The organism is Paraburkholderia sp. J12 (genome assembly GCF_905220215.1).
Classification (GTDB): domain Bacteria; phylum Pseudomonadota; class Gammaproteobacteria; order Burkholderiales; family Burkholderiaceae; genus Paraburkholderia.
This window is the reverse complement of the sequence record NZ_CAJMZC010000008.1, coordinates 239,293-262,219: the sequence shown is the minus strand read 5'-3', so window position 1 is coordinate 262,219 and position 22,927 is coordinate 239,293. Positions and strand designations below refer to the sequence as shown.

23 protein-coding genes are annotated in these 22,927 nt (G+C 63.6%); 9 read left to right on the top strand and 14 right to left on the bottom strand.

Annotated features, from left to right (window positions below):
- Window positions 1–774, bottom strand: a complete 774-nt coding sequence (locus U5760_RS19025; RefSeq protein WP_322013831.1) for a GntR family transcriptional regulator — start codon at window positions 772–774, stop codon at window positions 1–3.
- Between the two features lie 137 nt (window positions 775–911).
- Between U5760_RS19025 and U5760_RS19020 the strand changes: the two genes are divergently transcribed.
- On the top strand, window positions 912–2,216 hold the full coding sequence (locus U5760_RS19020) for an MFS transporter (protein ID WP_322013830.1): 1,305 nt from the start codon (window positions 912–914) through the stop codon (window positions 2,214–2,216).
- Window positions 2,217–2,358: 142 nt separating this feature from the next.
- On the opposite strand, the gene U5760_RS19015 is transcribed toward U5760_RS19020, so the two are convergent.
- Window positions 2,359–2,736 carry a VOC family protein gene (locus U5760_RS19015; protein WP_322013829.1) on the bottom strand — a complete coding sequence of 126 codons (378 nt, stop codon included), beginning with the start codon at window positions 2,734–2,736 and terminating at the stop codon, window positions 2,359–2,361.
- 226 nt (window positions 2,737–2,962) lie between these two features.
- On the opposite strand from U5760_RS19015, the gene U5760_RS19010 reads away from it, so the two are divergent.
- Entirely contained in the window at window positions 2,963–3,673 is a 711-nt protein-coding gene (locus U5760_RS19010; protein ID WP_322013828.1) for a YafY family protein, read from the top strand.
- A 66-nt stretch (window positions 3,674–3,739) separates the two neighbouring features.
- Window positions 3,740–4,849, top strand: coding sequence for a DNA alkylation repair protein (locus U5760_RS19005; protein ID WP_322013827.1), 1,110 nt, complete (start codon window positions 3,740–3,742; stop codon window positions 4,847–4,849).
- Window positions 4,850–4,980: 131 nt separating this feature from the next.
- Here U5760_RS19005 and U5760_RS19000 read toward each other — a convergent pair whose 3' ends face one another.
- On the bottom strand, window positions 4,981–5,586 hold the full coding sequence (locus U5760_RS19000; protein WP_322013826.1) for a TetR/AcrR family transcriptional regulator: 606 nt from the start codon (window positions 5,584–5,586) through the stop codon (window positions 4,981–4,983).
- A gap of 130 nt (window positions 5,587–5,716) precedes the next feature.
- Here U5760_RS19000 and U5760_RS18995 point away from each other — a divergent pair, with 130 nt between their 5' ends.
- The 3 genes from U5760_RS18995 to U5760_RS18985 all read left to right on the top strand — a co-directional run bounded on the left by U5760_RS18995 (window position 5,717) and on the right by U5760_RS18985 (window position 8,097).
- Entirely contained in the window at window positions 5,717–6,640 is a 924-nt protein-coding gene (locus tag U5760_RS18995) for an NAD-dependent epimerase/dehydratase family protein (protein WP_322013825.1), read from the top strand.
- A gap of 2 nt (window positions 6,641–6,642) precedes the next feature.
- Window positions 6,643–6,987 (top strand): DoxX family protein, encoded by a 345-nt coding sequence (locus tag U5760_RS18990; RefSeq protein WP_322013824.1) that lies wholly within the window; start codon window positions 6,643–6,645, stop codon window positions 6,985–6,987.
- Window positions 6,988–7,149: 162 nt separating this feature from the next.
- Entirely contained in the window at window positions 7,150–8,097 is a 948-nt protein-coding gene (locus tag U5760_RS18985; RefSeq protein ID WP_322013891.1) for a GlxA family transcriptional regulator, read from the top strand.
- 112 nt (window positions 8,098–8,209) lie between these two features.
- Here the strand turns inward: U5760_RS18985 and U5760_RS18980 are convergent, their stop codons facing one another.
- The 3 genes from U5760_RS18980 to U5760_RS18970 all read right to left on the bottom strand — a co-directional run bounded on the left by U5760_RS18980 (window position 8,210) and on the right by U5760_RS18970 (window position 10,481).
- Complete coding sequence (locus tag U5760_RS18980) at window positions 8,210–8,674, bottom strand: nuclear transport factor 2 family protein (RefSeq protein WP_322013823.1); 465 nt, start codon at window positions 8,672–8,674, stop codon at window positions 8,210–8,212.
- Between the two features lie 53 nt (window positions 8,675–8,727).
- A complete protein-coding gene (locus U5760_RS18975) occupies window positions 8,728–9,582 on the bottom strand; it encodes a DJ-1/PfpI family protein (protein WP_322013822.1) in 855 nt (284 codons plus the stop codon).
- Window positions 9,583–9,734: 152 nt separating this feature from the next.
- Window positions 9,735–10,481: an SDR family oxidoreductase gene (locus U5760_RS18970; protein ID WP_322013821.1), complete on the bottom strand. Its 747-nt coding sequence runs from the start codon at window positions 10,479–10,481 to the stop codon at window positions 9,735–9,737.
- 438 nt (window positions 10,482–10,919) lie between these two features.
- Here U5760_RS18970 and U5760_RS18965 point away from each other — a divergent pair, with 438 nt between their 5' ends.
- Window positions 10,920–11,756: a helix-turn-helix transcriptional regulator gene (locus tag U5760_RS18965; RefSeq protein WP_322013820.1), complete on the top strand. Its 837-nt coding sequence runs from the start codon at window positions 10,920–10,922 to the stop codon at window positions 11,754–11,756.
- A 45-nt stretch (window positions 11,757–11,801) separates the two neighbouring features.
- Here U5760_RS18965 and U5760_RS18960 read toward each other — a convergent pair whose 3' ends face one another.
- Window positions 11,802–12,539, bottom strand: a complete 738-nt coding sequence (locus U5760_RS18960; RefSeq protein WP_322013819.1) for a DUF4410 domain-containing protein — start codon at window positions 12,537–12,539, stop codon at window positions 11,802–11,804.
- 87 nt (window positions 12,540–12,626) lie between these two features.
- Entirely contained in the window at window positions 12,627–14,189 is a 1,563-nt protein-coding gene (locus tag U5760_RS18955) for a phospholipase D family protein (protein ID WP_322013818.1), read from the bottom strand.
- 37 nt (window positions 14,190–14,226) lie between these two features.
- Here U5760_RS18955 and U5760_RS18950 point away from each other — a divergent pair, with 37 nt between their 5' ends.
- Entirely contained in the window at window positions 14,227–14,550 is a 324-nt protein-coding gene (locus tag U5760_RS18950) for a hypothetical protein (protein ID WP_322013817.1), read from the top strand.
- Window positions 14,551–14,607: 57 nt separating this feature from the next.
- On the opposite strand, the gene U5760_RS18945 is transcribed toward U5760_RS18950, so the two are convergent.
- Entirely contained in the window at window positions 14,608–15,546 is a 939-nt protein-coding gene (locus U5760_RS18945) for a DMT family transporter (RefSeq protein WP_322013816.1), read from the bottom strand.
- Between the two features lie 113 nt (window positions 15,547–15,659).
- Here U5760_RS18945 and U5760_RS18940 point away from each other — a divergent pair, with 113 nt between their 5' ends.
- Window positions 15,660–16,529, top strand: coding sequence for a LysR family transcriptional regulator (locus U5760_RS18940; RefSeq protein WP_322013815.1), 870 nt, complete (start codon window positions 15,660–15,662; stop codon window positions 16,527–16,529).
- Here U5760_RS18940 and U5760_RS18935 read toward each other — a convergent pair.
- From U5760_RS18935 to U5760_RS18915, 5 genes are all read right to left on the bottom strand, one after another.
- Window positions 16,517–17,566, bottom strand: a complete 1,050-nt coding sequence (locus U5760_RS18935) for an ABC transporter ATP-binding protein (protein ID WP_322013814.1) — start codon at window positions 17,564–17,566, stop codon at window positions 16,517–16,519. The two genes, U5760_RS18940 and U5760_RS18935, sit on opposite strands and share 13 nt — an antisense overlap.
- A 20-nt stretch (window positions 17,567–17,586) precedes the next feature.
- The gene (locus tag U5760_RS18930) at window positions 17,587–19,194 is read right to left on the bottom strand and encodes an iron ABC transporter permease (RefSeq protein WP_322013890.1); all 1,608 of its coding nucleotides are present in this window, start codon (window positions 19,192–19,194) and stop codon (window positions 17,587–17,589) included.
- 58 nt (window positions 19,195–19,252) lie between these two features.
- Window positions 19,253–20,278: an iron ABC transporter substrate-binding protein gene (locus tag U5760_RS18925; protein WP_322013813.1), complete on the bottom strand. Its 1,026-nt coding sequence runs from the start codon at window positions 20,276–20,278 to the stop codon at window positions 19,253–19,255.
- Between the two features lie 73 nt (window positions 20,279–20,351).
- A complete protein-coding gene (gene efeB / locus U5760_RS18920) occupies window positions 20,352–21,671 on the bottom strand; it encodes an iron uptake transporter deferrochelatase/peroxidase subunit (RefSeq protein WP_322013812.1) in 1,320 nt (439 codons plus the stop codon).
- Between the two features lie 2 nt (window positions 21,672–21,673).
- A complete protein-coding gene (locus U5760_RS18915) occupies window positions 21,674–22,834 on the bottom strand; it encodes a hypothetical protein (RefSeq protein ID WP_415914132.1) in 1,161 nt (386 codons plus the stop codon).
- Window positions 22,835–22,927: the final 93 nt, after the last annotated feature.

The window sequence follows — 22,927 nt, the reverse complement described above, 5'->3', positions numbered from 1 at the left end:
TCAGCTCCGTGAGCGGGAAGACGAAGAGCGCGGCTTCTTCGCGGGGGGCGTTTGGCCGCCGCGCTCGGTGAGGAAACGATAGATCAATTCGCCGGTGCCCAGCAGATGCGTGGCCACGAGCGCCTGCGCGGCGGCCACGTCGCCGCGCTTCACGGCTTCGAGGATCTGTGTGTGGTCGGCGTCGGACTCGCCCTTGTACTCGGGAAAGCCGAACTTCAGGCGCAGATAGCGCTCGCCGCGCCGGTGCAGCGAGGCGAGCATCTCCAGCAGATGAGGACGGCCTGCAGGCGCGTAGAGGCTCATATGGAAGGCCTCGTTGCGCGCCACGTAGAGCGACGGATCGCGCTCGCGCTTCGCTTCGTCGGCCAGTGCGCGGACCTCGCGCAGCGACTGCGCGGTGTGCTTCGGCATGGCGAGGCCGAGCGCGAGGCTCTCCAGCGCGGAGCGGATCTCGTAGATCTCGCGCGCCTCGTCGGCGCACAAGGGCGCGACGCTCGCGCCCTTGTTGACCTCGATTTTCGCCCAGCCTTCGCTCGCAAGCTGGCGCAAAGCTTCGCGCACGGGAATCGCGCTGACCGAGAAGTGGCGCGCGATGGCGTCCTGGCGCAGCGGGGCGCCGGGCGCGAGCGTGCCGGCCACGATGGCGTCGCGCAGGGCGTTCGCGATCATGTGCGTGGCGCTGGTGCGCGGCGCGGCAGCGGCCGGCAAGCCAGCCACTGCGGCGGTCACCGCGGCACCGCCATCCAGGGGAAAACCATTCGTTGCGTCGCTCATGAGATTGCATATTATATATAAAAAGACGAAAACGAAAGTCCCGTCGAAGTTCCATCAAGCCGGAGACGAAGCCGCCGTAAACGGGGTTAGCAAGGTTTTACTTCAGACGAATAGCCGTCTACAGGAGAGACGAAGTCATGGATTCGATTACCGGTGCAGAGCGGCGGTCGCAGCGCAAGACGCCGCTCAACCGTTCGCAGATTGCAGGTTTCTGGGGCGCCTGGGCCGGCTGGACGCTCGACGGCATGGACTCGTTCATCTACGCGCTCGTGCTCACGCCCGCGCTGACCGAACTGCTGCCGCGCTCGGGTTATGCCGCGACCGCTTCGAACATCGGGCTTGCGGGCTCGATCCTGTTTGCGCTGTTTCTGGTTGGCTGGGGGCTATCGTTCATCTGGGGGCCGCTGGCGGACCGCTTCGGCCGTACCCGCGTGCTGGCCGGCACCATCTTCATGTTCGCGATTTTCACGGGTCTTTCGGCCACGGCGCAGAGCGTGTGGGCGCTTGCCATCTACCGCTTCCTCGCTGGTGTGGGTATTGGCGGCGAGTGGGCGCTGGCGGGCACCTATGTGGCTGAATCGTGGCCCGAGGATCGCCGCAAGATGGGCGCGGGCTATCTGCAGACGGGCTACTACGCAGGCTTTTTCATTGCCGCCGCGCTGAACTACACGATCGGCGTGCACTTCGGCTGGCGCGCGATGTTCCTCACCGGCGCGATTCCGGTGGTGGTGGCGATCCTCGTGCTCACGCGCGTGGAAGAGCCGGACAAGTGGCGCAAGGCCGAGGTGGGCGTCGTGCGCGCGCCGTCGCGGCCGCTGCGCGAGATCTTCGGCAGTGCTTATCGCAAGCGTACCGTCGTGGCGTGTGCACTCCTTACCATCGCGATCATCGGCTTGTGGGCCGGTGCGGTGTACGAACCTTCCGCCGTGATCCAGCTTGCGACGAAGGCGGGCGCGAACAAGGCCGAAGCGATTCGCACGGCTTCGATTGCGACCGGGATCCTGTCGATCGGCACGATCCTCGGCTGTCTCGCGCTGCCGCCGCTTGCCGAGCGCATCGGCCGCAAATGGACGCTCGCGGTGTACTTCGCGGGCATGGCGGTGACGATTGCAGCGAGCTTCGGATGGGCGTATTACCTCGAAAACGGACTCGTGCCGTTTATCGCACTGCTCTTCGTGCTCGGTTTCTTCGGCGGTAACTTCGCGCTCTTCAGCCTCTGGCTGCCGGAGCAGTTCGAAACGCGCGTGCGTGCGACGGCGTTTGCGTTCTGCACGTCGTTCGGGCGGTTCGTGGGAGCGGGGGTGAACTTCCTGCTGGGCGCTGCGGTGTTGCACATGCATACGCTGGGTGTGCCGGTGGCGCTCACGGCGCTCGCGTTCGTCGTCGGTCTGCTCATCATTCCGTTCGCGCCGGAGACGAAGGGGGAGGCATTGCCAGGGTAAGCGGGTGTCGATCCGCCGGACAGGGCGGATCGATGCAAACCGCAAGCCGGAAGGCGCGCGGGTCAGCGTTCCTGGCATGCCCGATTCGCTCAACCCCGATGTTCGCCGGTTTTTCGGGCGATTTTCTACAGGCCGATCTGCATCAGCTCTTGTGCACCACCTCGAACGAATATCCATCAGGATCGAAGACATCGGCGGCATAGTAACCCGGGTAGTACTCCAGCCTGAAGCGAGGCGAAATGTTGTTTCTCGCACCAGCAGCCATGGCAGCGTCGTAGAACGCATCGACCGTCTTTTGATCGGGCGCCATGAAGCCCCAATGGATCGCAGCGGGATTCGGTGTCCCTCGCTTCAACCAGAAAAACGCGCGCTGACCGTCGCCGAATCCCCATAGATCGGGATGACCGTTTTCGCCCTTGTAGGGGATGAAACAGTGGATGCCAAGCGGCTCCAGAGCGGCTTCATAAAACGCGATCGCCCGGTCGATATCGCTTACGGTCAGGATGATGTGGTCGAGCATAAATGGGCTGTTCCGTTAGTCTTCAACGATAGCGAGTGGGCGACGTTGCTCACAAGGTGGTTCATCGACATCCGGGATCAATCTTGGGAGCCCGCGCTGTCAATTCCTGTCAGGAGGTTTTTTCCCCTATTCCTGCCAGTTCACCGTTGTTATCCACGGCTACAATCCTGGAGCGTTGCCGGACCCGCTGCCAGCAGCCGGGTCGATCACCAACTGGGAGCCTTGCATGTCACGTTCGGGACGGCTGCTGAGCCTGATGGAAATCCTGCGCACGAGGCGGCGCCCGGTAACGGCTGCGTGGCTGGCGGGGGAACTCTCCGTTTCGGAGCGGACCATTTATCGTGACGTGGCGGAATTGATGGCACAGGGTGTGCCTGTCGAAGGCGGGGCAGGTGTGGGCTATTTGCTGAGACCCGGGTATTTCCTGCCGCCGCTGATGTTCGCTCGCGAGGAGCTCGAGGCGATCATGCTGGGTCTGCGCTATGTCGATCAGCGCGGCGACGCTGTGCTGAAAGCAGCCGCTTCGGCAGCGAAGGCGAAGATCGGCGCTGTGTTGCCGCCGGATGCGGGTGTGACGCTCGACTTGCCGTTGGCGATGCCAGGGCCATCGCCCGCGCCCTTTCCCGACAACGTGGTTGAACTCGACCGTCTGCGTGCCGCAATCCGGGCGCAGCGCCGCCTGGAGATCGTCTATGCCGACGCGGCCGGGCACCATTCGCAGCGCATGGTCTGGCCGGTACAGATCGGTTTCATGGACAGTGCCCGCGTGCTTGCTGCCTGGTGTGAGTTGCGGCAGGACTTTCGCACGTTCCGGACTGACCGGATTCTCTCGATAGTCGAGGGCTCGCAGTATCCGGCCCGGCGCGCTGAATTGGTACGTCGATTGCACGAGCATCTGGCGCTCTCGAGTCAAGCGCAGTCTGCTGACAAAAACTGACGGTCGTTTAGGCCAAACTGCGCTTCCTTGTTTATCGGAGCCAGGCACGCAGCCAGCAACCGCGCCATGACCACTATTCAGACACCCGTTTCCCTGAAACAGTCGATGGGGGAGCGGCAGTTCCACATGCTTGCGACCGTATTGCAATCAATCGAGCCCGATTTCGACGGACGAACTTTCCTCGCGACCGCGCTCGACGGTCTCGATTCCCTGACGCTGATGGAGCGTATCCGACGTGCCAGTACCGCCATCGACGCGGGGGCGCGGGTGTTGTCGGGCGGCTACGATGCCGTGCTGATGTTGCTAAAAGAGGCCGCCCCCAGGACCGGCAGGGGTTTCGTCTCGCTAGTCGCGCCCGATTATGTTGGGCAGTACGGACGACACGCATTCGATCGCTCGATGGAGGCGCTGAAGTACTTCACACCGTTCGGTACATCGGAATTCGCCGTGCGCGAGTTCCTGCGCGACGATGTGCAGCGTGCGCTGTCGATCATGCACGCCTGGTCGCAGGATGCCGACGACGCGGTGCGTCGACTGGCGAGCGAAGGCAGCCGTCCGCGCTTGCCGTGGTCGTTCCGGCTTAAGGAAATCGAAGCCGATCCTTCTCTGGCGGCGAGGATTCTCGACAATTTGTGCACGGACCCAAGCCTGTACGTACGCCGTTCGGTAGCGAATCATCTGAACGACGTAACGAAGGTGCATCCTGCATGGGTGCTCGATCGCGCGGCACGATGGGGCACCGGCCACCCGCACGCCCAGTGGATCATCCGGCACGCGCTGCGGACGCTGGTCAAACAGGGCGACGCTCGGGCGCTTGCTGCATTGGGGGCGGAAAGCAATCCGGACATTGACGTTGGCGCATTCACCGTGACTCCGGCGAAGATCAGGCTAGGCGAGACGATTACGCTTGCCTGTGAACTGAATTCCGTGGCCGACAAGGTGCAGCATCTGGTTATCGACTATCGGATCGCCTATGTCAAACAGCGCGGCACCACGGCGTGGAAGGTTTTCAAGCTGAAGTCGTTGATGCTGGAGCCGGGTCAGCAAGTCGTGCTCACCCTCGATCAGGTCATTCGCGATTTCACGACACGCACGCATTACGCCGGTCGGCATGCGGTCGAATTGATTGTCAACGGTAGCGTCGTTGCGCAGGCAGATTTCGATCTTGTCTGTTGAGCGGTTTGGGTTTGCGCCAATGGGGTCATTGGCGAGGATCATACGGCCTCGCCAGAAACAAGGATGTCGCGTTGAGAATTTCGCCGGGCAATGTGGGGCATGTTGTGAACCGACCTCTTGTACGGTGCTCCCTAGCGCAGTGCAGCCGCCACCGCTTCGTCGATCTGTCGCGCGAAGCGCGCTTCAACATCGGGCACCGTGTAGCCAATCGACAGTTCCAGATACGCGTCGCCTAGCACCAACTGAACGAATGTCGCTGCCCGCAATGCCGCAGTCGATTCGTCGAACCGCTTTCGCAGAATTTTTGCGGCGAAGGCACGCACGACCTTCGCACCATTTTCGTAAAACACCTGGCCGAGTTCCGGAAGACGCTCGGCCTCAGCAACGATAGCCCGGTAGAGCCGCAGATTGTCCGTCGTGATAAGGCTTTGCGCCAACACCCATCCCAACTCGCGCAACTCGTCTTCGGGTGATTCATCGGATTGCCCGTCCTGAGTGCTGGCAAGAAATCCTCCCACCTGAGCGCACATCGAGCTCACGAGGCCAACGAAGAGCGCCTCCTTCGACTTGAAGTGGCGGTAGACCGTCTGTTTGCCGACGCCTGCGGCCGCGGCAACATCGTCCATCGTTGCCAGGCCGAACCCCTGACTTAAAAAGACGGCTTTTGCACCGTCGAGGATGGCGGACCGCTTGCGGCGTTGCAGCGGGCTCAGGTCGGAGAGCGCGGAGATGTTCATGCCCGATAAATAGCAGATCGCTGAGTAGTTGACAAGACTGTCCAGTCTCGTTTAGATTCCGGAAAACGAGACTGATTGGTCTCGTTTGTGTGGCTTGTCGGCTTCGCAGGCAATCATTGAGGAGAGCACGATGGAACTTTTCATGACAGGTGGTACGGGCTATATCGGGCAAGCCGTTGCGCGCAAGGCGATCAGCCTCGGCCATCGGGTGACGGCGCTGGTGCGCGACGGTAAGTCGGAAGCTGCGGGCGCGCTGGCGCGTCTCGGCGTGAAACTGCATGGCGGCGACTTGCGCGAGCCACAGTCTTTCGCTGCGACTGCCGGTGCTGCCGATGGTGTGGTGCACATGGCGTCGACCAACGATGCTTCCGCCGCTGCTGCCGATGAGGCCGCGGTCGTAGCGATGCTTTCGCATCTGCATCCGGGCGCGGCGTTTGTCTATACGTCGGGCACCTGGGTCTACGGCAATACGCAAGGGGAACCCGCGACCGAAGCATCGGCGCTGAACCCGACACCACTCGTCGCGTGGCGGCCCGCCGTGGAGCAACAGGTGCTGGCGCTGGCAGCGAGCCGCTCGATTGCCGCAGTGATTCTCAGGCCAGCAATGGTGCACGGCTACGGCGGCGGCATCTTCGGCATGCTTGCCGGCATGGTGCGTCAGACCGGCAATGTGCGGGTCGTCGGCGACGGTCGCAATGACTGGCCAGCCGTTCACGTCGATGATCTCGCGACGGCTTACTTGAGCGCAGTGGAACACGCGGTCCGCGGAGACGGTCGCGTCACGGGACAGACCTTCAACGTGGTCGCGGAAGAGGCCGTTGCCGTCGCCGAAATAGGCGAAGCGATTCGGGCTTCGGTTGGCGCCGACCGCGTCGAATTTTGGCCGCTCGACGATGCCCGAAAATCGTTAGGCCTGTTTGCCGATGCCCTGGCGCTCGACCAGACGGTAAGCGGCCAGCATGTCCGGCAGGTTCTTGCGTGGGAACCTCGTGGCCCTGGCCTGATCGCCGACCTTTCTGCAGAAAAGCACTTTCAGCAAAGCAACGGAGCATGACGATGGCGTGGAGCAGCGTGTCTTTCGAATCGATCCTCGCGATGATCGTAGCGTTTCTGTTCGCGGTTGCCGGGGTGGTCAATCTTGCAAGATCCGGCGCGGTGAAGCGCGACTTCGAACGCTGGGGTTACCCGGCATGGTTTCAGTTGCTCTGCGGCGCTCTCGAGCTGTCCAGCGCCGCACTTGTGCTGGGAGAACCAACCCGGGTCTTCGGCCTGGCGCTGGCCGGCGCGATCATGATCGGCGCGCTCTTCACGTTGCTACGCAATCGGGAGCCGCTTCGGCATCTCGCCCCGGCGTTGATCTTCTCGGCTCTCATCGTGGCTACTGTGGCGATCCGCAGTTGAAGCCTCGTCGCCATCAGGCGAGCGAGCCCGGGACGCTAGGCTTGACACCCATATTGTCAAAAAGGCGCAAACGACGAATTTCCCTCGTTTCAGGCCAAATGACACTATTCGCGGGTTTTCCGTAAAATGCGCCTTTCCGGGGTTTCAGCTGACTACTTCGTCATGCATCGAATTGGATTCTTCGTTTGCCGCGGCCACGATGTTCTCGATCTGGGTGGGCCACTATCGGCTTTTAGACAGGTGGCCACAGCCGCCGGCCAGACTTCCTATGATCTTCAGGTGATCTCGCAGTCCGGTGGTCCGGTTTGCGGCAATACGGGCCTTTCGATCGAGACAAAGCCGGTTGGAAGGCGCACGTTTGACACCGTCGTTTTCGTGGGCGGCGATATCGATCCGATGCAGACGCCGGAGAACATCGCCGCCGCCAGGAAATTGGGCGCCAGGGCCGCGCGGGTGGCAAGCGTGTGCACCGGGGCGTTTCTGCTTGCGGAAACCGGCTTGCTGGACGGCTTGAGAGCCACGACGCACTGGCGATACGCTGCTCAATTGCAGTCGCGTTTTCCTCGCACCCGGGTCGAGGGCGATAGTATCTATATCGTGGATGGCCGCATCTGGACGTCGGCGGGCATCGCCTCAGGAATAGATCTCGCGCTCGGCATGATCGAAAAAGATAGGGGCGCGGACATTGCGCGCGCTGTCTCCAGGCTTCTGGTTGTTCCGTATCGTCGACCCGGCGGTCAGTCCCAGTTCTCTGCCATGTCGCACATGGAGCCGGAATCGGATCGTATCCGCATCGCCTTGAATTTTGCCAGGGAACATCTGGCCGAGGCGCTCCCCGTCGAACGGCTCGCCGATGCCGCAAGATTGAGTCTGCGACAGTTCGGACGAGCATTTCGCCGGGAAACGGGTGAAACACCGGCTAAGGCGGTCGAGCGCTTGCGCGTTGAAGCGGCGAGGCTGCGTCTGCAGGCGGGGAGCGAACCGATCGAACAGATCGCTCTGGCGGTGGGATTCACCGATCCGGAGCGGATGCGGAGGGCCTTCATCAAACTGCATGGACACCCGCCGCAAGCGATCCGGCGCGAGAGCAGATTGAACGGCGCGCGTTGATCGACCCGCCGGTGCGATCGGCGCGCGACCTGGTCAACGTCTTTTCAGCAACCCGGTGGCGCTTTCGGCACGCGACTCTCTCTTTCCTCGAGCGCTCAATGCTCGTCGGGTTTCAGAGAGCGTAAGCATTCCAGATGTCGCGATGCAGCTTCCAGGCGCCGCCTTGCTTCAGAAAGACGAGGATCTGCTTGCCGCGGAATGTGAGCTTTCCACTCTGGTCGTGGATCTCCGCATCCGAAACCTCCGTCACGACCTGATCGTTACCGTAGAACTCGTAGTTGCTGAACGACACGGTGGCGGGCTTCGATCCGGCGTACCCCTTGGTGAAGTACCCGGCGATCGCGCTGCCTCCCGTAACCTTGTCGCCCCCGGGCGGCAAGAGTGTGCCGTCGCTGGTATAGAGGCGGCCAATCGCTTCATAGTCCCCTCGTCCGAAGGCATCTGCCCATCGCGCGTTCTCGGCTTTGATGGCTGCTTCGGGCGGACGTTGCGAACCACCGGCAGTTGCCGGCGCCGCAAAGGCGAAAAAGGAAACGCATGCTGCAAGAGCAGCAGCGCAAAAACGGATCTGTTGCATCGAGTGATTTCCGGTCATGGATCAGGTTGAAGAGGGCTGCACCAGCAGCGGTTTCATTGAACGCCTGGGATTCGCGCGAGCCCTCGGGATGCACCGGGCAGTTCTTTATCGACCATCGCGATGACTTCTGGCCGCGCGTCTCTGGGATGACCGGAGTGGAACGGCGGAGCCGGATCGTACTCGATCACGAGTTGTGTGAATTCGGCGGCTTGTTGACCGCGCAACTTTGCCGCAACGCGAAGTGCGAAGTCGATGCCGGCCGTCACGCCGCCGCCGCTCATGAACCGGCCGTTGTCGTCTTCCACGAAGCGATCGGGAACGGGGATGGCGCCATACTCCGCCAGCTTGTTGACGAAGGCCCAATGGCAGGCGCTTCGCTTACCCTTGAGAATGCCCGTTGCGGCGAGCACAAGCGATCCGTTGCAGACCGACGTAACATGCGCGGCACTTTCAGCCAGACGCCGGATCTGTGCTTGATACTCCGGTTGCATTGGCGCCGTTAAATTCGAACCGCCGGGGACCAGGAGTACGTCTGTCTTCTCGATATCGGCCAGTCGTTCGGTCTTCCCATACACCACCCCGAATTCGAGGGTCACGTTGCCGCCATTGAGGCTCGCATAGCGAACGTTCGTATTCGGTAGCCGGTGAAAGATCTCGCTGGGGCCGGCGAAGTCGAGAAGCGTGCCGCCATCGTAATTGACAATCAAAATGTTGAGGGGATCGTTCGGAGCAAGCGCTCCTTCGCTGCCTGCCTGTGCAAAAACGGGTGTGGCGTGACCAGGCAAGGCTCCGCCACCGAGGATGGCGCCGAGTGCGGCGGCGCTGCCAAACTTGAGAACCTCGCGGCGCGAGCGGCCTCCTCGGGTAAGTTGCATCCCGGAGGCATGATTTTCGCTATTGTCGTTCAAGATAACTTCTCCTTGCACTTCGGCCCGCTCTGCAAGCGCAATGAGGTTGGGCCGGACTGGAAAGCCGCCACGGCGAAAAGCGTGGCGGACGTATGGTCAAGATGGGGATGAGCCGGGATGACGTGCGGGGCTCAGGAATCGGGAACGCAGGCTTAAAGCTGCGAAGCACCGCCATCGACGATCAGTTCGGTGCCGACGACGTAGGAGGATGCGTCGCTGGCGAGATAGAGTGCGGCGTAGGCAATGTCCTCGGCCTTGCCCATGTAGCCCACGGGAATAGCGGCGGCGAACTCGGCCTTGCGGTCGCGCACCCATTCGTCGGACATGCCCCACCTCGCGATCAGCGGCGTGTTGATCGCGCCGGGAGCGATCGCGTTGAAGCGGATTTTCCGGTCGAGAAACTCGTAGGACCAACTACGGGCAAGCGATCGCACGGCGGCCTTCGCCGCTGCAGTCAACGAGATGCCATGCTTGCCGGTCTGTGCGACGAACGATGTATTGAGGATGACTGATGAACCATTTCGCAAGTACGGCAATGCCGCTTGAAGCGTGAACACCACGCCCTTGACGTTGATGTCCATGATTTCGCTATAGAGCTCGTCGTCGATGTCGTTGATAGGGGATGGGAAAGCCCAACCCGCGTTTGCGAACACGACGTCGAGGCCGCCGAATTGCTCATTCACCTCGGCGGCAATCGCCCGCATGTCTTCGATCGAACGCACGTCGCCTTGGAGAACGAGCGCGTCTTGCCCAAGCTCGGCCTTCACACGCTCAAAGGCGGCAACGTCGCGGCCCGTAACCGCCACCCGGGCGCCTTCTGCAATGAAAAGTTTCGCGGTCGCGAGACCGATGCCGCTAGTCCCGCCCGTAATCAAAGCTGACTTGTTCTTGAGCCTCATCTTCTGTTCCTTTCTCCGCTTGAGATTGATCAAGCCGCGAGCTCAACGCGCCACCGCGTTTGAGCAGGTATTCCGGCTCGATCCCTGGGAAAATTATGGAACCTGAGGTGAATGGCTCAAAGGTCTTATAACCCTCAAAAAACGTCATTTGGTCCAGGCCGGTGACCGGGGCGTATCGGGGAGGGCGGCAGAACCCGAAGGGTGTTGCTTCAATCCCCTATTCTTATCCGACATTCTGGCCCGAAAGCATTGTTTTCTGGCACACCGGGATTGGCGCGGACGCAAGCAACGAGGCATTATGGGAAGGCGGCCGGCGGGTCATGCGTTCCCGTGAACAAAAGCACTTCGCAAACGGTGCGCAATGCTACGAGTTCGACATCGGCGAGCACTCCATCCGACGACCTGCCCGAACCTTCGTCGAAGAGGTTCGGGATCTCCATGAAGGCACGATTTCAGGCCAACGCAATGCGGCAACCCACATCCGTTTTAATACGAGAAATTGATGCGCTGAACCGGGATGCGGTTGCACTGTCCGTCGTTACGGGTACGGACGACATGCTGAACCGGGCCGTGCATGTGCATCCGCATGGCGAGATCTTTCTTTTACGTTCGGGTTATGTGAAAGCCGTGTCGGATGCGGGGCAGTGGCTGATTCCGGCCGGGCATCTCTGCTGGATACCGCCAGGCGCATCGCACGGCGCAGAGATCGAACGGGCTCACGGCGTACGCATTCACCTTTCCGTGGAGTTATGCACCGGTTTGCCGGCGGTTCCGCGAGTGCTTGCGGCTACGCCGCTTATCACTGCACTGGTGGATCGGCTGTCGGCGCAGACGGGGCCGCGCACGTCGCCGTCGCCGCAAGAAAGGCGGCTGGTGGCCGTGCTAGGCGACGAGATCTGCGACGCGCGTAATGTACCCATTGTCCTGCCGATGCCGCGAAACGGGTCGCTGCGGCGCATGGCCGAACGATGGCTGCGGCGGCCGGACGACCCTGCTGGGCTCGACGAACTGGCGGCAGCGGCCAACATGTCGCGTCGCAGCCTGACGCGCAACTTCAGGGCAGAAACGGGCTTGTCGGTAGGTCGCTGGCGACAGGTCGCACGCTTGATCCATGGCATTGAACTGCTGGCCGCCGGGAAATCCGTGACGGAAACGGCCTTCATGCTTGGCTACGACAGCATGAGTGGTTTCGCCGTGCTATGCCTGCGGCACACAGGTTTGAGTCCTGCCGCGCTCGCCCGTGCGGTCGTTGGCCCGCGCGGCGTTTCGTCGTGACACATGGCCGGTTACGTGCCGTGCGAGGCACGTTGCACGATCCCGTTACCGGTTCAGAACGTCGTGATTCAGCCAGGATCCCACGCCGGATTCATCGGGTTTGGGATAGGGCCAGTTGCGTGCCAGAAAATATTTGGCTAACTGCTGATCGATGCTTTCCGTCGCCTGATCGACTTCTTTGGGTAAGCCATCTTTTTTCAGCGCGTTCAAACCGTCACCCACTAACGCTCGTGTGGTAAAGCCAGGGCCGGGCATCTTGCCCGTCGTGCCATTGGTCTCGAAGCTCAAAAGTGGCGTATCGCTCTCTGCCTTCGGATCGTATAGAGATACGCCAACCCGCAGGACCGCTTTGCCGGCACCATAACCGATCAGGACGCGGAGCGCCTTGTTTCCGCCGCTAACGTCGAGAATCCGGCAACGAAGTATCAGATCGGCGGGCATGCCAGCCGGTACGGCGGAAATCTGCCTGGCAGCGAGAAGCTTCGTCATGCTCTCTGAAAGCATGGTCAGCGTTGTTTGCGCGTCGGCAAGCTGTCCCTCGCGCTTCGATGCTTTCTTCGGTGCAGGACTATTGTTTTCCACGATCACGGCAATCGTCCGCGGAGGCTCCAGCGCGTTATTCGGCGCCCGGCTTGCGACCGGCCCCACCTTGGTCCCGGCGCAACCGGTGACGCATAAGGCGATTCCTATCATCAGAAAACGTGCGCAACGAATCAGACGGGAATGGGCCACGGGGAACCTGGATTTTGGCAAAACGTATTGTCCGGATAGTGCCACGGCCATTCACTGTCTGCTGCGCGAATTCGGCCAGGTCGCGACGGTTTTGGGCCATATATCTGCGACACCCGCCGCCCCCTTTTTTGAAGCCCGTTAGAGCTCGGATTCGATCGGCAGCAACCCCAGGAACCAGACGCTCGTCCGGCGCATGAAAGAGACATCCGGCTCCGAGTCGTATTCCGTCACGGTGCCGTTCTCGCCGGTGTCTATCCAGACGATCCGGGTCTTGCCGTCGGCGTCGGTGCGTTGCTCGACGCGCCAGGCGATCAGATCCAGTTTAGGCTCGAGGTCGTCGATGACCTGGCCGGCTATCTCCGGGCTGTCGCAAAGTACGCCAATTTCCGTATTGAGCTTGCTCGAACGCGGATCCAGATTCATCGAGCCGATGAAAATGCTTTGCCGGTCGAACACATAAGTCTTCGCGTGCAAGGAGGCTCTTGAAGAGCCGAAGAACTTTCGCCCGGCTTTGGGCACCTTGTCGCCGGATGCGCTAACCGGCTTCAGCTCATAGAGTTTTACGCCGGCATCGAGGAGATCCTTGCGGTAGTGCTGATAGCCGGCATTCACGGCGGCGACGTCGGTTGCCGCAAGCGAATTGGTCAGCACGGTGACGTGCACTCCATGGTCGGTGAGATCGCGTATCCATGCGACGCCTTCTTTTCCCGGCACGAAGTAAGGCGAGATGATGAGCATCTCATGTGCAGGTTTGAGATTCAGGGCTGCGAACCGCGTCATGAGGTGGCCTTGCGGGTCGCTCGGGTCGCGTGTGATCTTGGACGGATCGTCATACAGGAGCGTGGCCTTTCCCCACGAGAAGTCGGTTTCACCCGCGGCCAGGGCGTTATTCAACCGCTGTCTCGCTTGCACGACGTAGGGCGCGTTATGCTCCGATGCGACGTATTCGTCCAGCTTCGCACGATAGGCCGGCAATGCGCCCGGATCCGCGGGATGTCCCATCAGATCTTCGATCGAATAACTGGTCGTGGAATTCCAGAACTGGTCGAAGACGCTCGAGACCTGCCTGACAATGGGGCCGTGCGTCAAGACATCGAGGTCCCCAAAGGCAACGACGCTCGATACCCCGAAGTACTCGTCGCCGATATTGCGACCGCCCAGAATGGCAGCTTCGTTATCCGCAATGAGCGCCTTGTTGTGCATGCGCCGGTCGACCCGGGAAAATTCCAGGGCAGTAGCGAGGGACTTGAAATGCCGGCTCGCAACCGGGTTGAACAGACGTATCTGTACATTCGGATGCGAGGCGAGTGCGAGCAGAACCTGGTCGTCTGCATTGGTGCCAAGATCGTCGAGCAGGACGCGAACGCGGACTCCGCGGTCTGCGGCCTTGAGCACCGCTGCCGCCAGTTCGCGACCGGTCAGGTCATCGTGCCAGATGTAGTATTGGAGATCGAGCGAGCGCTCGGCCGTTTCGGTCAGCATGATCCGGGCGACGATCGCATCGGTGGGGTCCGGCAGCAGGTGAAACGCGCTTTCGCCTGGATGGCTCTGCTCCTCGGGCTCGAAGAGCGTGCCGAGTCGTGTGGACTCCGTATGTTGAAGGGCAACCGTCTGCTGACGGCCGCTCTGCGGCGGCAAGCTGGCGCACGCGGTCAACACACAGGCCAGAACGCCAACGACGAGACGCTGAAGTTTTGTCATGTCCACACCTCGCTGAAATGGCCGACGGACTCTGGCTATGCGCCGTGGCGCAGCTTGCTGGTTGCGTTATAAAGGTAGCCGAACCATCATAGACGGTGATCTTCTTTCCGAAGCACTTTCTCAGGCTGGCAGGTTGCAGCAGTATATGCTGGCCCAGATCCGATGCAACCCTTGGGCATCCATGCCAATGGAGGTATGGCGACGAAGCGACAAAGATTCTCCTGGCTCGCCTGAGCGGTCGGCAGATTACGTCCGGATTCGAAATGCCGCCGCGCGGCATAATGCCGACATCGAAACCGTCTGCGACGAGATCGACGTCTTTGTCGGTCACGTTAACTTCCAGAGCAACGCGATACTTTGATATCCTTATTAGTTATTCATATATTCAGGAATCAAGAACATCTGCCGCCCGCACCCCCTAACGCCTGACTCTTGCCACCACCGGCGGCACCAGCCGCCATCCCAGATTGACCCCCAGACTTGCCGTCACGATCAGCACCATGCCGGCGAGTTGCGGCACGCTGAGCGCGCGCCCGTACACCACCGCATCCACCACAATCGCCGTAAGCGGATAAACGAACAGCAGCACGGCGATCACAGGCGTGGTGAGCTTCGGCAGCGCGCCGTAGATCAGCACATAAGAAAGCCCTGTGTGCAGCACCCCCATGCCGACGAGCCAGCCCCACTGCGCGGCCGAGATATGCGTGAGTTCGAGCGGCGAGAAGAACGGTGCGATGAGCGGCAGGCATAGCGTGCCCACGGCGCATTGAGTGATCGTGAGCAGGTGCGGCCGAAAACCCGCCAGGCTCTTCGCGATCAGCGTGACGCTCGCATAGAGCACCGAGCCGCCCAGCGCCTCGGCAATCCCGATCAGATAGCGTTGGTGGCCCTGCAAGCCGCCTTCGGCCAGAACGCCGGAAGCCAGCACGAGCCCCACGAATGCGATGCCGATCCAGCCGAGCCGGTCCGCCCCCAGGCGTTCGTGAAAGAGCGCCGCCCCCATCAGCACGACCCAGAACGGCTGCACATGGAAAACGACGGTGGAGACCGCAATGCTCGTGCGATGGATCGAATCGAAGAAGGCCACCCACTGCGTGACCATCAGCACGCCCGTCGCCACCGCGAGCCCGAGTGTACGGCGCGTGAACTGGCTCTTCAGCTGGCGCGGCGAGAGCCAGCCCTTGTACGCGCAGAAGACCCCGAGCGAGAGCATGCCGAAGAGGCAGCGGAAGAACACGAGCGTCATGGCAGAGAGCCGTGCTTCCTCCACGAAAACGCCGATCGTGCCCATGAGCAGGCCCCCGCTGGCGAGCATGATCGCGCCTTGTCGCTGGCTGGTTTGGGTCGCGGGTTGCATGATTCGGGGCTGCAATAGCGAAAGAAGGTTGAAAACCGGCTCAGTATTCGTCAGTTGCAGCCCACAGACAAACGAATTAAATTGAACAATTCCATCAATGTGGTTGATAAATCATGAGCCCGGAATTCGACCTCGATCTCATGCGGACCTTCGTCGCCGTGGCCGATGCGGGCAGCTTCACGCGCGCGGCGGTCGCCGTGCACCGCTCGCAGGCGGCCGTGAGCATGCAGGTCAAGCGGCTCGAGCAGATGCTGGGCACCACGCTGTTCACGCGCGACACGCGCAATCTCGCGCTCACGCGGCCCGGCAATACGTTGCTCGAATATGCGCGGCGTGCGCTTGAGCTACAGGAGGAGGCATGGTCGGCGCTGGTGCGGCCGGAGGTGACGGGGCGCGTGGTACTGGGCGCGCCCGACGACTACATGGCCGCGCTGCTTTCACCCGTGTTGCGGCGTTTCTCCACGCTGTATCCGCATGTGGAGATCGAGATCGTCTGCGCGCAGAGCGTGGCGCTCGGGCCGATGCTGGCGGACAACAAGATCGATCTCGCGTTCGTCACGCGCGATCGCAAGCTGCGCGGCGAGTTCGTGCGCAGCGAAGACATGGTGTGGGTGGGTTCGGCGGACGACCCCGCGCCGCTCGCGATCTCGCCGCTGCCGGTGGGGCTCTACGAGCACGGCAGCGTGGCGCGCGTGCATACGGTGGCGGCGCTCGACGCAGCGCGCATCCGCTATCGCGCCGCCTATAGCAGCGCGAGCCTGATGGGGTTGCTGGCGACGGTCGAGGCGGGCATTGCCGTCGTCGCGCTCACGCGCTGCAGCGTGCCGCCACATTTCGCGATTCTCGGCGCGGACGAGGGGCTGCCGAAGATCGAGCCGCTCGATATCGTCGTGGCGCGCAGCGTCAAATCGAACCGGCCTACCTGCGATTACCTGGCACAGCAGATGGTCCAGGATCTTGCGGTGCGGCGTCAGCGCGGATAGACGCTCACTTCGCCTCCCACCGCGAGCCGCACGCGCTCGCCCGGGCGCGGCGTGCGGTAGCCGGGCACGCGCGCGCGCACGGTAGTGGGGGAGTCGATCAGTTGCAGCGTGAGCGCCGCGTCCTGCCCCTGGAAGCTGATCTCGCGCACGAGCGCATCGAGTGCGCCGTCGCGCTGCGCCGTTGCGGGCAGCACTTCGATCTGCTCGGGACGCAGCATCACATCCACTTCGCCATCGGTGTGCGAGGAGCCGTCCACTACGGGCAGCGTGCCGAGCACGCAGTGGGCGCGCGAGCCGCTCACGCTGCCCGGCAGCAGCACGGCTTCGCCGATGAACGTCGCCAGCTCGCGCGTGACGGGACGCCGGTAGAGCGCCTGCGGCGAGGCAGTCTGCAGCAGCCGTCCGCGCCACAGCACCGCCACTTCGTGACCGAGCGAGAGCGCTTCGGCCTGATCGTGCGTCACGAGCACTGCGGTTGCGCCGGCTGCGGCGAGTGCGCGCGCAACGGCTTCGCGCGTTTCGATGCGCAGCGTGGCATCGAGCGACGAGAACGGTTCGTCGAGCATCACGAGGCCGGGCGACGGCGCGAGCGCGCGCGCGAGCGCCACGCGCTGCTGCTGGCCGCCCGAGAGCTGCTGCGGCGCGCGCGTTGCGTAGGACTCCGGAAGTCCGACGAGTTCGAGCAATTCGGCCGCGCGATGTTGCGCGCGACGCTGCGAACGCGGCAGGCCGAACACGATGTTTTCGGCTACTGTGAGATGCGGAAAGAGCGCGCCTTCCTGCGGCACGTAGCCAATGTGGCGCTGCTCGGTCGGTAGGTGCAGGCCTTCGCCCGCCACGCGCTTGCCGTCGATTTCGATGGTGCCCGCATCGGCGCGCTCGAAGCCGCACAGCACGCGCAGCAGCGTAGTCTTGCCGCTGCCCGAAGGCCCGAGCAAGGCGACGAGCGAGCCCGACTTCACGGAAAGGTCGATGCCGTGCAGCACGGGATGGCCGTCGAACGCCTTTTGCAGGCCGGAGATGCGAAGAGTGCTCATGGGCGGTACGGGTAAGGCGGTCAGGACGTCACTTCGGGCGGCGCGGACGAATGCGCGGCGAGCGCGGAGCGCCCCGCGAACGCGAACAGCAGGCCGGAAGCCGTGAGCGAGAGCGCCGTGAGCAGCGCGGCATAGGGTGCGGCGGCGGCGAATGCGAGCGTCGAAGTGTCGATCCACACCTGGGTGGCGAGCGTGCGCGTGCCGATGGGCGAGAGCAGCAGCGTCGCGTTCAGTTCGGTGACGACGGAGATGAACACCATCGAAGCCGCGGCGCCGAGCCCCGGTCCCGCGAGCGGCAGCACCACGCGGCGCAGCGTTTCGAACCAGCCGAGGCCGAGCGAGCGGGCCGTGTCTTCGAGCCGCTGCTGGGCCTGCAGAAGCGCGGCGCGCACGCTCACCAGCGCGAACGGCAGGAAGAGGATGCCGTACACGACGATCAGCAGCGTCGTGCTCTGATAGAGCGGCGTGAGCACGTGCACGGCGAGCGAAACGATCGCGAGCGCGATGACGATGCTGGGCACCCCTTGCGCCACGAACGTCGTGCGTTCGAGGAAGGTGGCGAGGCGGCCCGGATAGCGCGCGAGCAGATACGCGAGCGGCAACGCGAGCACCGTGGTGAAGACCGCGGCCATGAGGCCGAGATGCAGCGAGGCGAAGGTGGTCGAGAGCAGCAGTTCGGGCGAGACGTCGGCGGGCGTGATCGCTTCGGCGCCCGGCTGTGTGAGCCAGTAGCCGATCATGCCGAGCGGCACGCCCAGCGTGGCGATGTTGAGCGCGGTGAAGGCGGCGGCGACCGGCCAGCGCCAGCGGCCGAGCGCATGGCGCGTCACGGCGCGGCGCGTGCCGCGATCGACGCGTTCGTAGCGGGCGCGCCCGCGCACGCGGAATTCGAGTGCGAGCACGGCGAGACACAGCACGATCAGCACGCAGGCGAGGAGCGAGGTGCCGCCGCCGTCGAAGCTCGTGCGGTACTCGGCGTAGATCTCGGTCGTGAAGGTGCGAAAGCGCAGCAGCTGGAAGGCGCCGAACTCGGCCAGCACGCCGAGTGCGACCAGCAGCATCGAGCCGAGCAGGGCGGGACGCAGCTGCGGCAGCACGACGCGGAAGAATGTGGTCCAGCGGTTGCAGCCGAGCGCGCGCGCACTTTCTTCGAGCGCCGGATCGAGCCCGCGCAGCGCGGCGGCCACGGGCAGATAGACGAGCGGGAAATACGCGGTGGTGATGACGATGAACGCGCCGAGGAAATCCTGGAGATCGAGGCTCAGCGACACCCACGCATAGCTCGTGATGAACGCGGGCATGGCGAGCGGCGCGGCGGCGAGCAGCGCGAAGGCGCGGCGGCCGGGCAGGTCGGTGCGTTCGACGAACCACGCGACGGCGGTGCCGAGCACGGCCGAAGCGAGTGTGGCGCTCACCGTGATGGAGAGCGTGTTGACAAGCAGTTCGCCGACGAGCGGCCTGAAGATCAGGTCGGCGGCGTCGGCGAATCCAAACGAAAGCGCGCGCCAGAACGTCAGCGCGAGCGGCAGCAGCACCAGCAGGGGGCCGAGCAGCGCGGCCGCGACGAGCGCGCGCGGCACACGCCGCCGCGCGGTGAAGCGCGGCGCTTGATCGGTCGATTCCTGCATGGCTGGCGCCGTGGTGACAGCTTCACTCACGATAAGGCTGGCTTTGCAGTGGCGTTGATTAGAGCAGGCCCGCCTGGCGCAGCAGCTTGCCGGCCTGGCTGTCGTCGCCCAGTTGCTGGATCGTCAGCGACGGCGGGTTCAACTGGTCGAAGGGCTTGTTGATCGGGTCCGCCGCCACGCCGGGACGCAGCGGGTACTCGAAGCTGATGTGGCCTTGGGCCATCAGCTTCTGTGCACGCTCGCTCACGAGGTAGGCGAGGAACTTCTGCGCGCCGTCCGGGTTGTGGGCCGACTTCAGCACGGCCGCGCCCGACACGTTCACGAGGGCGCCGATGTCGCCGTTCGCGAAGTGCGCCACGGCGCTGCGCGTCTTGCCGTCGCCGATCTCGGCGTGCAGGCGGTCCCAGTAGTAGTTGTTGATGATGCCCGTGGCAACGGCGCCGCGGTTCACGGCGGCGACCACGCCTTCGTCGTCGTCGAAGATCTGCGAGTTGGCCTTCAGGCCCTTGAGCCATTCGAGCGTCGCGGCTTCGCCCCTGGCGGCGATCACGGCGTCGACGAGCGGCAGGAAGTCGGCGTCGGACGGCGCGATGCCGACCTTGCCCTTCCACTCGGGCTTCGCGAGATCGAACAGGGTCTGCGGCAGCTGCGAGGGCTGAACCTTGGCCGTGTTGTAGGCGAGCACGTTTTCACGCGCGGTCACGCCGACCCACTGGCCGGCCGGCGAGTTGTAGCGCGCGGGCACTTCGGAGAGCGTTGCGCCCTGCACGGGGGCGAGCAGGCCCTTCTCTTCGAGCAGCATCAGCTCGGGCGAGTTTTCCGTGAAGTAGACGTCGGCGGGCGTCTTGTCGCCTTCGGCGATGATCTGCGCCGCGAGCGCCGGACCTTCGTCGCTGCGGATGTTCACGCTGATGCCGGTTTGTTGCTGGAAGTCCTTCGCGAGCTGGTTCACGACCTGCTCGTGCTGCGCGTTGTAGAGCGTGATCGACGCGGCGTGGGCAGCGAGCGGCAGCGTGCCGGCAACGGCGAGGGCAATGCTCAGGGCGGCGGCACGCAGCGGCGCGCCGGGGAGCGAGATCTTCATGGTGTGTCGTTATCCGTTGATGAAGAGGAGCGTCTTTATCAGGTCAAACTCGGGCCTTCAGGCCGGGCCCCGTTCAGGCCGTGAACAGCTCGGCGCCGATATACGAACCGGGTTTCGCGCCCGGCGGGCAGGCAAACACCGCGCTGCCGATATGGGTCGTGAACTGGTTCATCATGTCGAACTTCGAGAGCTTTTCGTTGATCGGAATGAAGCCGGTGCGCGGGTCGCTCTGGTGAGCGATGAAAATCAGGCCCGCGTCATACTCGGTTTCCTGGCGCCACGGCGGCCAGCGCTCGATGTAGAAGTTCGTGCTGTCATTGTAGGAGTACGAACGGCGCAAAATCTGCGCGCCGTCGTTCGACGCGCGATTCGAGAGGCGCACGTGCGAGTTGTCCGGAATCTGCGGATTGCCGTCCTTGTCCTGCGCGTCCAGATCGACCGCGTCGAATTCCTTGTCGCGGCCCATGGGCGCGCCGCTGTACTTGCGGCGGCCGAACACCTGCTCCTGGAAGCCGAGTTCCATCTGATCCCAGTGCTCGAGCGTGATGCGGATGCGGCGCACGACCGTATAGGTGCCGCCCTGCATCCACGGCGCGTCGGCAGCCGTGGCCCAGACGAACTGGTTCATGAGCTTCGGGTCGCTCGTGGGCGGATTGTTGGTGCCGTCCTTGAAACCCATCAGGTTGCGCGGCGTCTGGCCCTTCGCGCCCGTGAGGAAGCCGGCCTGGCCCCAGCGCATGCGCAGGATGCCGTAGCCCTGGCGCGCGAGCTGGCGCACCGCGTGGAAGGCCACCTGGGCGTCGTTCGCGCAGGCCTGCACGTAGAGGTCGCCGCCGGTTTTCTCGGCCACGAGCTGGTCGCCGTTGAAGCGCGGCAGATCGACGAGCGCGGCGGGGCGCTTGCTGGCGAGGCCGTAGCGGTCCTTGCCTTCGGACGTGAAGAGGCCGGGGCCGAAGCCGAACGTCACCGTGAGGCCGGCCGGACCCACGTCGAGCACGTCGCCCGAATCGGCGGCGGGGTGATCGTCGCCGGTGCCCTGGAGCGAGGCGGCCGGGTTGCCCTGCGTCATGCGCGCGGCCGACTCGGTCCACTGGCGCAGCAGGTTGATCACGTCGTCGCGCGAGGTCGTGGCGAGGTCGAAGGCGGCGACGTAGGTGTGCGCCTGCTGCGGCGTGACGATGCCGCCCTGGTGCTCGGCGTAGAACGGCTCGACGACGAGCATCGGGTCGGTGTGCGCCGCATGCCGGTTCGCTTCCGTGGCCGCGTGCGCTGCGCCCGGCGCGGCAAGGCCTGCGCCGAGCGTCGCGCCGGCGGCAACCGCGGCGCTACCGGCCTTCAGGAAGCCCCGGCGCGCGGGGCGCTCGGGTGTATTGCGGGAGTCTTCGGAGGACATGATTATTTGGCCAGCACGAGTGTATTGACGTCGTCTTCCACATAGTAGAAGCCGTCGCCCGCCGGCGTCAGCGCGATGCCGAACAGGTCGCCGTTGCCCGGGGGCGTCTGCGCCTTGTCGGTATCGATCCAGCGAGCGTAAAGCTGCTTTGCCGCGACCGGGTCGATCTCCACGACCTGGCCGTTGAGCGCGTTGGTGACGAGCAGGTGACCCTGCGGCGTCACGAGCATCGCGAGCGGGCGGTGGAGCATACCATCTGCGGTGAGCTGGCGGCCAACCCCTGCGCTCGTGTCGCGCGTGAGCGGATCTTCGATCACGTTGATGCGGTTGCCGATCGCGTCTGAGATATAGAGCAGCTTGTTGTCGCCCGAAAGCGCGAGGCCCGTGGGGCCGACGAGGAACACACCCTTGTCGGCCTGCGCGCCGAAGCCGCCCGCCACCACGGTCTCGTTCTTCACCACCGGCGCCTGGCCGTTCGGAATGTCGAGGTCGAGGCGCAGCACGGTGGACTGCTTGAACACCGGCGGGTTGCCGTCCGCGCTGCCCACGCCGAAGCCGGCGTTGCTCAGGAAGAGCGTGGCATGGTCGCCGTTGTCGACCACGGCCATGTTGCCCCACGGGTCGTTGATGTTCGGGCTGCTGATGGTTTTGGCGATCTTGCCGTTGCTGTCGAGCACGATCAGGCAGCCGGCGCCCTTGGTGCCGGTGGTGCCGTCGTTGGAGGGCGTGCTGCCCACGATCACCCAGCCCGACTTGAGCATGGTCATCGCCGTGGAAAGGCCCACGCCGCCCGGGCATTCCTTGAGGTCGCGCGGGATCGTCGCGAAGAGCGACATCTGCTTCGTATCCGGGTGGTAATCGACGATCGTGCTGCCGGTGCCTTGCAGGTTGGCCGCGTTGTTGAAGTTGTCCACCAGCACGTCGCCCTGCTTCACGGCACCCGCGCTGACCGGCGCCACGAAGATCGCGTACGGGTTCTGGTCGCCGTTGTCGGGGACCGTGTTGATGAGGGTGGTGTCCTTGTGGATCTGCGGCAAGAGGCCTTCCGCGTCGGCGTGAGCGGCGAGCGGAGCGGCACCCAGCGTGGCCGCCGCCGTGAGGGCGAGGGCGGCGCGTCGGGTCAGGGTCGTGCGTTGCAGGAACGTGCGCATAGCGTGTTTCATCGTGAATCTCCGTGCCCCGCGAGCGTAGCGGATGCCGCATTCGCCGCGTGCGCCACGTTCGGCGCTCAGGTCGGCAAGGGCTCGCGAGGACTT

Bases quoted from the DNA above. Each gene is read 5' to 3' on its own strand.
- U5760_RS18960 (WP_322013819.1), bottom strand. From the start codon at position 12,539: ATGGCCGTGGCACTATCCGGACAATACGTTTTGCCAAAATCCAGGTTC.
- U5760_RS18985 (WP_322013891.1), top strand. From the start codon at position 7,150: ATGCATCGAATTGGATTCTTCGTTTGCCGCGGCCACGATGTTCTCGAT.
- U5760_RS19015 (WP_322013829.1), bottom strand. From the start codon at position 2,736: ATGCTCGACCACATCATCCTGACCGTAAGCGATATCGACCGGGCGATC.
- U5760_RS19010 (WP_322013828.1), top strand. From the start codon at position 2,963: ATGTCACGTTCGGGACGGCTGCTGAGCCTGATGGAAATCCTGCGCACG.
- U5760_RS18915 (WP_415914132.1), bottom strand. From the start codon at position 22,834: ATGAAACACGCTATGCGCACGTTCCTGCAACGCACGACCCTGACCCGA.
- U5760_RS18970 (WP_322013821.1), bottom strand. From the start codon at position 10,481: ATGAGGCTCAAGAACAAGTCAGCTTTGATTACGGGCGGGACTAGCGGC.
- U5760_RS19005 (WP_322013827.1), top strand. From the start codon at position 3,740: ATGACCACTATTCAGACACCCGTTTCCCTGAAACAGTCGATGGGGGAG.
- U5760_RS18930 (WP_322013890.1), bottom strand. From the start codon at position 19,194: ATGCAGGAATCGACCGATCAAGCGCCGCGCTTCACCGCGCGGCGGCGT.
- U5760_RS19000 (WP_322013826.1), bottom strand. From the start codon at position 5,586: ATGAACATCTCCGCGCTCTCCGACCTGAGCCCGCTGCAACGCCGCAAG.
- U5760_RS18990 (WP_322013824.1), top strand. From the start codon at position 6,643: ATGGCGTGGAGCAGCGTGTCTTTCGAATCGATCCTCGCGATGATCGTA.
- U5760_RS18955 (WP_322013818.1), bottom strand. From the start codon at position 14,189: ATGACAAAACTTCAGCGTCTCGTCGTTGGCGTTCTGGCCTGTGTGTTG.
- U5760_RS18980 (WP_322013823.1), bottom strand. From the start codon at position 8,674: ATGCAACAGATCCGTTTTTGCGCTGCTGCTCTTGCAGCATGCGTTTCC.
- U5760_RS19020 (WP_322013830.1), top strand. From the start codon at position 912: ATGGATTCGATTACCGGTGCAGAGCGGCGGTCGCAGCGCAAGACGCCG.
- U5760_RS18950 (WP_322013817.1), top strand. From the start codon at position 14,227: ATGCGCCGTGGCGCAGCTTGCTGGTTGCGTTATAAAGGTAGCCGAACC.
- U5760_RS18940 (WP_322013815.1), top strand. From the start codon at position 15,660: ATGAGCCCGGAATTCGACCTCGATCTCATGCGGACCTTCGTCGCCGTG.
- U5760_RS18945 (WP_322013816.1), bottom strand. From the start codon at position 15,546: ATGCAACCCGCGACCCAAACCAGCCAGCGACAAGGCGCGATCATGCTC.
- U5760_RS19025 (WP_322013831.1), bottom strand. From the start codon at position 774: ATGAGCGACGCAACGAATGGTTTTCCCCTGGATGGCGGTGCCGCGGTG.
- efeB (WP_322013812.1), bottom strand. From the start codon at position 21,671: ATGTCCTCCGAAGACTCCCGCAATACACCCGAGCGCCCCGCGCGCCGG.
- U5760_RS18965 (WP_322013820.1), top strand. From the start codon at position 10,920: ATGAAGGCACGATTTCAGGCCAACGCAATGCGGCAACCCACATCCGTT.
- U5760_RS18935 (WP_322013814.1), bottom strand. From the start codon at position 17,566: ATGAGCACTCTTCGCATCTCCGGCCTGCAAAAGGCGTTCGACGGCCAT.
- U5760_RS18925 (WP_322013813.1), bottom strand. From the start codon at position 20,278: ATGAAGATCTCGCTCCCCGGCGCGCCGCTGCGTGCCGCCGCCCTGAGC.
- U5760_RS18995 (WP_322013825.1), top strand. From the start codon at position 5,717: ATGGAACTTTTCATGACAGGTGGTACGGGCTATATCGGGCAAGCCGTT.